This is a genomic window from Veillonella sp., assembly GCF_015058545.1.
Lineage (GTDB): Bacteria > Bacillota > Negativicutes > Veillonellales > Veillonellaceae > Veillonella_A.
The window spans coordinates 1-8,277 of the sequence record NZ_SVCB01000033.1 but is presented as its reverse complement, the minus strand read 5'-3'; the positions used below and the strand labels follow the sequence as shown (position 1 = coordinate 8,277).

Below are 8,277 nucleotides of genomic sequence, written 5' to 3'. Positions count from 1 at the left end.
GTTGGTTCTGATAATAGGCGTTATCCTCATCTAAAGTGGGTTGAATTTCTTCTAAATCTTTCTTTTTTATTTTCCCTTCCTTAAAGAGTTTTTGTTTTTCGGCTCTAATTTTATCTAATAATATTGAAGCTGGTTCATCGTTAATATTTTGTGGAATTAATTTCCCTTGCATAGATATATCTAAAATTTTTTGTTTCAAATTAGTACTAATCAAGTTTAATTCATTTTGATTTTGTTTAATCGCACAAACTAAGACAAGAGATTTATTAATTTGCTTTATTATACGCGTCTGTTCATTTAATGGTGGAACTGCGATTAGATGTTTTTTTATACCTTTCACAGTGATAGATTTAAACGTACTTCCAGATGCATTTTGTTCAAGACCTTCTTTTTCTAAAGATAAGTAATAAAATAAGTACTTTATATTAATTTGAGGGATAAGCCCTGCTATCCCGCGACCAATTACAATTGGCCTATTAATTATATTAACGTCACCAACAGGTGCTCTTACCGACATTAATACTGCATCAGTTTCTATTAATTGTGTAATTTCCGTTGTCCATTTTTTTGATTCATTTACATAAACTTCAGAAAAATGACTTTTCCCCTGATGGAATTCAACGCAATTTAAAATAGGTTTATTATAAATATTATTACCTGATGGTGATGAACCCATAACAATATTTGTGACTTGATTAAGATTTGCCCATGCCCATCCTTCAGGCAATTCATAGGGGACTTCTATTTCTTTAATAGTCCCATCAGCAAACTTCTCATAATGTAAATTATATTACCCATTAAGAATTGGAATTAGCGATTATTTAGATAGTTTTACTTTATGACTTACTTAGTGTACAATGAAAAGGATTTGAATATTTTTCAGAAATTCTCTAAACAGAATGGAGCTAAACATGAGCAACGAAAACAAAAAAGTACAAGTACATTACACCGGCACGTTTAATGACGGCACGAAGTTTGATTCTTCTTACGATCGTGGTGAACCATTAGAATTCATTTGTGGTGCCGGCATGATGATTAAAGGTTTTGACGAAGCCGTTAAAGACATGGCTGTAGGCGAAGTAAAAGATATTCACTTGATGCCTGCTGATGCTTACGGCGAAGCAAATCCTGCTTATATTTTAACAATTGAAATTGCTGAATTACCGGGTTCTGAAAAACTCGAAGTAGGCAATCGTGTTCAGTTAACTAATACTGCAGGTCAACCGGTACCGGCTAAAGTAATCGACAAAACTGAAACAATGATTACTTTCGACGCTAACCATGAAATGGCCGGCAAAGAACTTAACTTCAAAATTGAATTGGTGTCTGTAGAAGACTAATATATCGGACATTTACTCAAACCATAATTGAGCTGTAGCGAAAACAGTGCATCTGTATTTCGCTGCGGCTCTTTTTATTTGTAGGAAGAGGCTGACGAGCCTTTATATTCTATAGTCTTAGCCAAATGCATATTACCGTACTAAAAAGCGTCAAAACTCGTCAGAGCTATGCGTCAAACTCATTGTTGTTATACCGTTGTAGCTAGTGGCTTTGTTAACTATTCTATAGAAAAAGACATGACCTATGCCAGCTATATCCTTATTTGATATAGCTTTATGGCCCTTTTAGCCTTTGTTGTACATTGTATACATGTTATAATGAACGTGTCCGGTAGATATTGGATGGAGCGAACTTAGCCCATACCGGACATTTCCTATATGCAGCTTGAATAATGAAGTTTTAAGACAAAGGATAATACAGTCTTAAAGTTGTACAGAAGGAATCCAATGAGCGAACAAAAACTAACAGTAACATAACAATAATATAACAATGATTTTAACCGGTTTGCGATAATCGGTTCAACATAGTAGGTACTAGAAGAAATGAGGTAAAACGTATGCGTAAGGAACATGATTTTTTAGGCGAATTAGAAGTTGCTGACGAATTGTATTATGGTGTGCAAACTCTTCGCGCAATGGAAAATTTTACAATTACAGGGAAACATCTTGACCGTGATTTCATTAAATCCATGGCTATGGTTAAAAAAGCCAGTGCTTTGGCTAACATGAAGACAGGTCGTATGGATCCGACTATCGGTAATGCCATCGTGCAGGCTGCCGATGAAATCATTGCCGGCCAATGGGTAGAACAATTCCCAATCGATCCGATTCAAGGTGGTGCCGGTACATCCTTCAACATGAACATGAACGAAGTGTTGGCGAACCGTGGTCTTGAAATCTTAGGTCATGCCAAAGGCAGTTATGACATTATTTCTCCAAACAACCACTGCAACATGGCTCAGTCCACGAACGATACATTCCCGACAGCTATTAAAGTGTGTGCTATTTTAAAAAGCAAACCGTTAATTGAAGCATTGCAGCGCTTAGTTGACGAATTGGAAAAGAAAGCGGAAGAATACAAAGAAGTTTTGAAAATGGGCCGTACTCATTTACAAGACGCTGTGCCGATTACCCTTGGTCAGGAAATGGGCTCTTACGCTTCCGGTATTCGCCGTGGCATTAAACGTATTCAGTCTTCCATTGAAGGTGCTCATGTTGTGAACATGGGGGCGACTGCTGTAGGTACGGGTCTTAACGCCGAACCTTCTTACATCGAAGACGTAGCTCATGAATTATCTGAAGTGGTTGGTGAAAAATTTGTTACCGCTGATAACTTGATCGATGCTACGAACAACACCGATATTTTTGCCGACATTTCCAGTGGCATGAAAGTAACGGCTCTCGTGTTGATTAAAATGGCGAACGATTTCCGCTTGATGGCATCCGGCCCTCGTTGCGGTATTGGCGAATTGAAATTACCACCTCGTCAACCGGGTTCTTCCATTATGCCGGGCAAAGTTAACCCTGTAATTGCGGAAGTATTGAACCAGGTCTGCTACCAGGTAGTAGCTAACGACTTAGCCGTAACCTTGGGCGTTGAAAACGGCCAGTTCGAATTGAACGTTATGGAACCGGTTATTGCGTACAACTTGTTCAATGCTATGTGCTATTTGAAAAACGGCGTAAATACTTTCGTTGATAAATTATTAATCGACCTCGAAGTTGACCGCGAACGTTGCGAATACTGGTTGAACCGCAGTGTGGGCATCGTAACCGCTTTGTTACCGCATGTTGGTTATGAAAACGCATCCGCTTTGGCTAAAGAAGCGTACACAACGGGCCGCGCTATTAAAGAAATCATTTTGGAAAAAGGTTTGTTGACCGAAGCCGAAATGAACCATATCTTATCGCCGGCTGAAATGACAAAACCTGGTATTGCCGGTGCTGACATTTTAAAAGTAAAAGGCAACTAATAATACAAAGTATTAGATACTGAATGCCGAATACAAAGTATTAGATATTGAGTACTGGATTTTAAATCCTAGATGCGGAATATCAAATACTACATATTCAATACAATAAAAATATAGCCAATGACCCTTATAAAAAGGCGCCTGAATCTATCTCTGCTTAGATTCAAGCGCCTTTTGTAGTTAATAGAAAACTAAGTTTATTCAATGCCGCTTAACAGTTGCCGCCATTTTTTCGTGTAACCGTAAATATCTTCCTGTTCCATGGTTTCCGTCATTACATAGATGCCCGCAAATCCTTTTGGAAGTTGGCTGAACGTGTTAAAGTTTATGCCGCCGATAGCGTGAAGGGGGATATGGTGGGCTTTCGCGAACTCAAGCACGTCCTGGCATTCGGCGCTATTTCGCGGTGCCAGTCCCGGTTTGCAGCGAGAAGGGAATAAGTGCCCTAAGACTAACCATTTGGCACCCTGAGATTCTCCTTTTTGGGCTTCACCTAAAGAATGAACTGAAACCCCAAATTTAAACGGGGCAGGCATAAGAACTTTATATCCTAAAACAGACTCTGCCTGGGCTTGAGCCGTTATATCGAGACATTCGGGCACTGAAAGTTGAGCCGGCAAATTATATTTTATGGCTAAGTCGATATGGTGGCTGATGATGAGCTCCGTGCCGACCGTTTTAGCTATGGGAAGAAGTTCTGTGAGTAGGTCCTCATACTCTTTGATGGATAATTCCTTAGCTCGAAGCAATACTGCATCGGGACCGGACTTAATTAGAGCTCGTAAATAGTCGGTCGGTGACAAGGGTGAATTTATTTTTCCTAAAAACTCATAGAGTGCGGGTAAATGAGTGACATAGGTTAGTTTCATAGAACCTTGTGTGGTTGCGTCCCCTTGCGCAGTTGAGGGAGCTTTTAAGTTGAAAACTTCGTTTTTAGACACGGATGTGGTCATGGTACACTACCTGGAGGCCCAGTTTTTGAATATCATCATGCATTTCGGCAACGCTGCGGGTATCGCTAATGTCAAATTGGTCGCTACTGCGATGTTTATTACTGGCACTGTGGCCGCCCACATCCACTTGAACGCCGGCCGATACTTTGGTGGCACAAATATTCATGACTGCATTGCGGAATTCTTTGCTTTCGCGGCTGGATACGGTAATTTGTGCTTGCGGAACAAACAAACGATAGGCACACATGATTTGTAAGAAGTCACGGTCGCTCACTAAATGGTTGAAGTGTCCCAGTTCACCGTTAACCGGACGCAAGCGTGGTACGGAAAAACTGAGTTCGGCGGCCGGGAAGGCTTGTTGCGTAGACCAGACGTGAAGCCCGGTGGCTAAGGCATCGTAGCGGAAATTGCTAAGACCTAATAAAGCGGCAAAGCCGGCGCCTCTAAAGCCGCTGTTCAAAGCCCGTTCTTGGGCATAAAAGCGATACGGGAAGGAGCGTTTATTGCCGTAAGGGTGGTAGTATTCATACGCTTTAAGGTCGTAAGACTCTTGGAATACAGTGATGAAGTCCGCGCCTGCTTGATGGAGAATTTCGTAGTCCGCTTGATTGGCCGGATAGATTTCTATGCCGATGTTGGCAAAATATGGTTTGGCCAGTTCGAGGGCGGCTGCAATATATTCGATGGAAGAGCGCGATTCTGATTCACCGGTTAAAAATAGAATTTCTTGTAAGCCTGTTTGAGCAATGCTTTCTAACTCGCGTTTCACATCATCCATGGAAAGTTGGGCGCGTTTAATCGTTTGTTTACTGTTAAAACCACAGTAACGACAACCGTTATGGCAGTAGTTGGCGATATAGAGGGGCGTGAATAGTTGCACGTTATTGCCGAAGCGAGCCCGCGTTAAGGTTTTGGCTTTTTGCGCCATCGCCTCTAAATAGGGAGCGGCAGCCGTACTGAGGAGGGCCATAAAATCTTCCGGCTCCAATGTGTCTTTGGCCAAGGCTTGCTCTACATGGTGGGCGGTAAAGTTTTTATCAGAAAAGCTGTTTTTAGTATTCAGCACATAGTTGAGCCGCGTCATATCCAATTGGTCCATGGACGAAGTGTAGGCCATGATGTTATTTTTTAATACAGCTTCGTCGTCGGGCGTGGCCGTTTTGATGTGGCCATTGAGCTTGGGCGGCATCATATGACGAGGAGTAGGTAATATATTCATTATGATCTCCTAAATTATTTAGCTTGAGTTTAATTGCGCATTAGGAAAGTAATCCGGTGATCAATGTCGGAAGAACTTGTCTTGAAGATGCGCACGTAATCATTTCGTGTGTATGTATTTAATCGTTCAAGAAGCCCGTGAGTGGGCTGGATGCTTCCGCTTGGTCCGCAATAACGCGGCCCGTTTGGCCAAGGTACGCCAGGCGACCGGCTTCGATGGCGAGGCGAAAAGCTTTACACATTTGCGCTACATTGCCGGCCGTGGCGATGGCCGTGTTGCACATGATGGCGGTGACACCCATCTCCATGGCTTCGCATGCTTCCGACGGTTTGCCGATGCCTGCATCGACGATAACCGGCAAGTCCGTACTTTTTAGAACAATGTCGATGAAAGCTTTGGTACAAAGACCGCGGTTACTGCCAATCGGTGCGGCGAGGGGCATGATGGCGGCTGCGCCGGCTTCTTCAAGAGCCTTAGTGGCATAGTAATCGGGATACATATAAGGGAGTACGACAAAGCCTTTATCGGCCAGCATTTTGGTGGCACGGATGGTTTCTTGGTTATCCGGCAAGAGCCAGCGGGCATCGCTAATGATTTCTACTTTGACAAAATCGCCGCAGCCCATGGCACGGGAGAGTTCGGCAATGCGCACCGCTTCTTCCGCTGTGCGGGCACCTGAGGTATTTGGCAATAAGGTTACATCTTTAGGCATAAAGTCTAAGATGTTTTCTTGCCCGTCCGGCGTGGCGCGACGCAAAGCTAAGGTGATGATTTGAGCCTTGCCTTCTTCGGCGACGGCTTTTATAAGGGGTAGTGAAAATTTGCCGGAACCTAAGATAAGGCGGGAAGAAAATGTTTTGCCGCCCAGCGTGAAGGTATCGCCTTCCGGTGTAAATTTAGAACTTGGTTCGATGGTGGCCTGTTGTGAGGCTGTTGTTGACATAGTGTCACTCCTTTTGAGTCAGTAATAAATGTAAGAGCATGGTTGCTTCGTGAGCGGCACAGAGCATGACACGCGGTGCCAAAAGTCCGAGGGTGCTTTCGCTGTGGCCGTCACCCGTTTGGTAATAGCGGCTGAATAATTCTTTGGTTTGGACCGTATTCGGATGATCGTAACCGCTGACGCCGCTGGCCCCGATTAACGTTGTTGCGGGATAATGCGTTAGTACATAGCTTGTTAATTCCGCTTTGTTTTCAGCCGAGTCGAAGGCTTCGATGATGTAGGGGAAGCCTTTTAAATAGTTGTCAAAATTACTGCTGTTGATGGTGGTGTGGACGGCGTTCACTTTGATGAACGGATTGATGCGGTGAAGAATATCTTTTAAGGCTACAACTTTCGGTTTGCCCAAATCCGTCATTTCATAAGCTTGGCGACCAAGGTTCGTAATGTCTACCACATCCTTGTCGATGATGGTGAGCTCGCCGATGCCAAGCCGCGCGAGGCTAATGGCGATATGTGAGCCAAGACCGCCGGCACCGCAGATGGGAATGTGGCTCGACTTTAGCTTGTTATAAATGGTTTTGCCGTAACGAGCGTTCCATACGGCGTCGTACGTTGCTTCGTCAGGTGCTTCAGTGCGTGACACGCGTAATAAAGCATCGCCCTCTTTGAGGGGCGTTGCCCCATCGACGGCAAAGCCGTTTAGTAACCAAAGGTCATCGCTGCCGTTGGTAATGATATCCGCCGTAACCGAGCCGGGAGCTACCGACCGGGCTTGGCCGTTTACTGTAATATTCATCAGCCGCCTCCTACGAAGTGAACAATTTCCAGCGTGTCGCTGTCCAGTAACCAAGTTGATTCGAATTCGCTTTGCGGAATGATGATGCGGTTTCGCTCCACCACAACGCGTTTGGAATTGTAGCCCGCAGTTTCGAGAAAGGCGGAAACTGTCACAGATTCCGTAAGCGTTTGTTCTTTGCCGTTGACAATCATGGATGCCTCCTTATAAAATTCCTATAAAAAAGACATGAAGGGAGAGCACCCTTTTGGTGGTGCTCCCCCTTCATGTCATGGTTATATATTGATTTCAGTATAGCAGAGTTTTGAGAATGGGCAAAGTGATTTTTCAAAAAATTTTTTGCAGTCATTGTCCGGGAATTTTTTTTTGTAAAATATTTTTGACAAAGCAATTTTATAATGATATAATACTAAATTGCAAATGTACTCAGATATATATTGATTAATGTATAATATTATTTTATAGGCGTACGAATGCGTCGTATAAATTAAGGGGTACTCAATAATATGACTATAACATCGTTACTGATAAAGGGTAAATCTTCCAAGGTTGTGTTAACCGAAGGCGAAGCAAGGTTCAAAATAAAAAAATGAGAGCCTTGCTTATTTTGTCATTGCGTTAACAGGAAAACTGAGACCTGGATTTTTGTCTGATGTCATACCGTTATAGAATAGAAGGTAAGCCAATTGAAATGAGGGGTGAAAGCTGGTATGTTCAAACCTGAGAAGGTAGGTAAAAGAACGCGTTATACGTATGCTAAAATTAACGAAGTTCTAGAAATGCCACATTTATTGGACGTGCAACGCAAGTCTTATGAGTGGTTTTTGGAGAGCGGTTTACAAAATATTTTTGACGATATTTCTCCGATTAAAGACAATTCAGGTAATTTAGTGCTTTCTTTTGAAGGATTTAGCCTTGGGGAGCCAAAATACGATATTAACGAATGTAAGAACCGTGATGCTACTTATGCGGCGCCATTGCGTGTTAACGTTCGTTTGATTAATAATGATCCTGAAAACCAGGATATTAAAGAACAGGAAGTTTTCATGGGCG

The 8,277-nt window shown here is 42.9% G+C and carries 8 protein-coding genes and 1 pseudogene; 3 read left to right on the top strand and 6 right to left on the bottom strand.

The features are described 5' to 3' along the window. Positions 1-727: restriction endonuclease subunit S (locus E7204_RS01875; protein ID WP_295181005.1), on the bottom strand; the 727-nt coding region annotated here is incomplete at its 3' end. 184 nt (positions 728-911) lie between these two features. On the opposite strand from E7204_RS01875, the gene E7204_RS01870 reads away from it, so the two are divergent. Together E7204_RS01870 and E7204_RS01865 are read left to right on the top strand one after the other, a co-directional pair. Continuing rightward, positions 912-1,340: a peptidylprolyl isomerase gene (locus tag E7204_RS01870; protein ID WP_021842327.1), complete on the top strand. Its 429-nt coding sequence runs from the start codon at positions 912-914 to the stop codon at positions 1,338-1,340. Positions 1,341-1,897: 557 nt separating this feature from the next. Continuing rightward, the gene (locus E7204_RS01865; RefSeq protein WP_021842328.1) at positions 1,898-3,313 is read left to right on the top strand and encodes an aspartate ammonia-lyase; all 1,416 of its coding nucleotides are present in this window, start codon (positions 1,898-1,900) and stop codon (positions 3,311-3,313) included. Positions 3,314-3,510: 197 nt separating this feature from the next. Here E7204_RS01865 and E7204_RS01860 read toward each other — a convergent pair whose 3' ends face one another. The 5 genes from E7204_RS01860 to thiS form a co-directional block, all read right to left on the bottom strand. Next, positions 3,511-4,266 (bottom strand): thiamine phosphate synthase, encoded by a 756-nt coding sequence (locus E7204_RS01860; RefSeq protein WP_021842329.1) that lies wholly within the window; start codon positions 4,264-4,266, stop codon positions 3,511-3,513. Further along, positions 4,247-5,485, bottom strand: coding sequence for a 2-iminoacetate synthase ThiH (thiH, locus tag E7204_RS01855; protein ID WP_226974534.1), 1,239 nt, complete (start codon positions 5,483-5,485; stop codon positions 4,247-4,249). Before thiH ends, E7204_RS01860 begins: the two co-directional genes overlap by 20 nt. A 118-nt stretch (positions 5,486-5,603) precedes the next feature. Then, positions 5,604-6,428, bottom strand: coding sequence for a thiazole synthase (locus tag E7204_RS01850; RefSeq protein WP_021842331.1), 825 nt, complete (start codon positions 6,426-6,428; stop codon positions 5,604-5,606). 4 nt (positions 6,429-6,432) lie between these two features. Continuing rightward, positions 6,433-7,224, bottom strand: a complete 792-nt coding sequence (thiF, locus tag E7204_RS01845) for a sulfur carrier protein ThiS adenylyltransferase ThiF (protein ID WP_226974535.1) — start codon at positions 7,222-7,224, stop codon at positions 6,433-6,435. Next, positions 7,224-7,418 carry a sulfur carrier protein ThiS gene (thiS, locus tag E7204_RS01840; protein WP_021842333.1) on the bottom strand — a complete coding sequence of 65 codons (195 nt, stop codon included), beginning with the start codon at positions 7,416-7,418 and terminating at the stop codon, positions 7,224-7,226. The genes thiF and thiS overlap by 1 nt, the downstream gene beginning before the upstream one ends. Positions 7,419-7,934: 516 nt before the next feature. On the opposite strand from thiS, the pseudogene E7204_RS01835 reads away from it, so the two are divergent. Next, positions 7,935-8,277 (top strand): annotated as a pseudogene (locus E7204_RS01835) (DNA-directed RNA polymerase subunit beta); the annotation flags it as partial.

Coding starts and splice junctions, on each gene's coding strand:
- thiF (WP_226974535.1), bottom strand. CDS start 7,224: ATGAATATTACAGTAAACGGCCAAGCCCGGTCGGTAGCTCCCGGCTCG.
- E7204_RS01870 (WP_021842327.1), top strand. CDS start 912: ATGAGCAACGAAAACAAAAAAGTACAAGTACATTACACCGGCACGTTT.
- E7204_RS01865 (WP_021842328.1), top strand. CDS start 1,898: ATGCGTAAGGAACATGATTTTTTAGGCGAATTAGAAGTTGCTGACGAA.
- E7204_RS01860 (WP_021842329.1), bottom strand. CDS start 4,266: ATGACCACATCCGTGTCTAAAAACGAAGTTTTCAACTTAAAAGCTCCC.
- thiS (WP_021842333.1), bottom strand. CDS start 7,418: ATGATTGTCAACGGCAAAGAACAAACGCTTACGGAATCTGTGACAGTT.
- thiH (WP_226974534.1), bottom strand. CDS start 5,485: ATGAATATATTACCTACTCCTCGTCATATGATGCCGCCCAAGCTCAAT.
- E7204_RS01850 (WP_021842331.1), bottom strand. CDS start 6,428: ATGTCAACAACAGCCTCACAACAGGCCACCATCGAACCAAGTTCTAAA.